This is a genomic window from Curtobacterium sp. MCBA15_016, assembly GCF_001865105.1.
Classification (GTDB): domain Bacteria; phylum Actinomycetota; class Actinomycetes; order Actinomycetales; family Microbacteriaceae; genus Curtobacterium.
The window spans coordinates 30,906-33,075 of record NZ_MJGR01000019.1; the positions used below are offsets into that span (position 1 = coordinate 30,906).

The 2,170-nt window shown below is 71.8% G+C and carries 2 protein-coding genes; one reads left to right on the top strand and one right to left on the bottom strand.

The window, feature by feature from the left end:
* Positions 1-33 precede the first annotated feature (33 nt).
* Positions 34-1,002, bottom strand: a complete 969-nt coding sequence (locus BIV03_RS08650; protein ID WP_254790817.1) for a beta-ketoacyl-ACP synthase 3 — start codon at positions 1,000-1,002, stop codon at positions 34-36.
* A gap of 120 nt (positions 1,003-1,122) precedes the next feature.
* Here BIV03_RS08650 and BIV03_RS08655 point away from each other — a divergent pair, with 120 nt between their 5' ends.
* Positions 1,123-2,094 (top strand): aldo/keto reductase, encoded by a 972-nt coding sequence (locus BIV03_RS08655; RefSeq protein ID WP_071295380.1) that lies wholly within the window; start codon positions 1,123-1,125, stop codon positions 2,092-2,094.
* The last annotated feature ends 76 nt before the right edge of the window (positions 2,095-2,170 follow it).

Below are 2,170 nucleotides of genomic sequence, written 5' to 3' on the forward strand. Positions count from 1 at the left end.
CGCGCCTCCCGTCCGTCCTGACGCGGGCCCGCCTCAGCGCCCCCGCACCGGCGTCGTCACCACCTGCCCAGCGTGCGCGAACCCGCCCCCGAACCCGAACAGCAGCGCCGGCACCCCCTCGGGGAGGTCCCCTCGGGCCCACGCCTTCGACAGCCCCAACGGCACGCTCGCCGCCGAGGTGTTGCCCGACTCGACGACGTCCCGCACCACGAACTTCGACTCCCCGCCGAGGGCGTGCACGAGCGGCTCGATGATCCGCAGGTTCGCCTGGTGGAACGCGAACACCCCGATGTCGTCCATCGTGAGCCCCGCGGCGGCGACGGCTGCCCGGGCGTGGTCGGCGGCCTCGGTGATGGCCCAGCGGTAGATGGAGCGACCCTCCTGGCTGAAGCGCTCGGGGTCGCCGGAGACGAGCACGGCCTCCTCGAGGTGCGGCACGCTCCCCCACGACACCGGGCCGATCTGGGCCTCGTCGGACACACCCAGCACGGCGGCACCGGCACCGTCCCCGACGAGCACGCACGTGGATCGGTCGGTCCAGTCGACGATGCCGGACAGCACCTCCGAGCCGACGACGACCGCGATGTCCGTCGACCCGACCCGGATCGCCTGGTCGGCCAGCGCGACGCCGTACTCGAAGCCGCTGCAGGCGGTGTTGATGTCGATGGGTGCGGCGGCGGGCGCCAGGCCGAGCGCCGCGGCGACCCGACCGGCGGTGTAGGGCGCCCGGTCGCGGTGGGTGGTGGACGCGACGATGACCAGTCCGACGTCGGAGGGCGCGACGCCGGCGTCGGCGAGGGCGTTCCGCGCTGCCTCGATCGCCATGGAGGTCACGGTGTCCGACGGCCCGGCGATGTGCCGGGTCTCGATCCCGGTCCTCGTGCGGATCCACTCGTCGTTCGTGTCGACCATGGTCGAGAGCTCGTCGTTGGTCAGGACGCGTGCTGGCTGGTGGTGGCCGAACCCGAGGATCCGGCTGCCACGGAGTGCTGGGGTGTTCACGAGACCGCACGCTACTCCCCTGCGCAGCCCGCTCATGCCCGGCGCGGCATGGAGCGCACCCTCCGAGGCGGGTACCCACAGGGCCTGCCTGCGGAGACCGGGACCGCGTAGACCTGGACCATGGACTACACACACCTCGGCCGCACAGGGTTGTCGGTCTCACGAGCCGTGCTCGGGACCATGAACTTCGGCCCGGAGACCAGCGAGGACGACTCGCACGCCATCATGGACCGGGCCCACGAGCTCGGCGTCAACTTCTTCGACACCGCCAACGGCTACGGCGGCTCGGTGGGCAAGGGCGCCACCGAGGAGATCATCGGCCGCTGGTTCGCCAAGGGGGGCGGGCGGCGTGAGAAGACCGTCCTCGCGACGAAGGTCTACGGCGACATGATCGACTGGCCGAACGGCGGGAAGCTCAGCGCGTACAACATCCGCCAAGCCCTCGACGCGAGCCTGCAGCGCCTCCAGACGGACCACATCGACCTCTACCAGTTCCACCACGTCGACCGCGCGACCCCGTGGGACGAGATCTGGCAGGCGATCGACGTCGCCGTGCAGCAGGGCAAGGTGCTCTACGTCGGCTCGTCGAACTTCGCCGGGTGGCACATCGCCCAGGCCCAGGAGGCCGCCGCGCGCCGGAACACCCTCGGCCTCGTCAGCGAGCAGTCGATCTACAACCTCGTCGTGCGCGACATCGAGCGCGAGGTCCTCCCGGCCGCCCGTGAGTACGGCCTCGGCGTGATCCCGTGGTCACCGCTGCAGGGCGGCCTCCTCGGTGGCGTCATCGAGAAGACCGAGAACGGCTCGCGTCGCCTCTCGGGCCGCAGTGCCGAGTACGTCGAGGGCCACCGCGACCAGCTCACCGCCTACGAGTCGTTCGCGAAGGAGCTCGGGCACACCCCGGGCGAGCTCGCCCTGGCGTGGCTCCTGCACCAGCCCGGCGTCACGGCGCCGATCACCGGCCCGCGCACGATGGAGCAGTGGGAGTCCGCGGTCCGCGCCGTCGACATCCGCCTCGACCAGCGTGCACTCGACCGGCTCGACGAGATCTTCCCGGGGCACAAGACCTCGCCGGAGGACTACGCCTGGTGACGCGCTGACGCCACCACGTCGCTGACGCGACCCATGACGGGAGGCGCGGTGCGGGTCCGACCCGCACCGCGCCTCC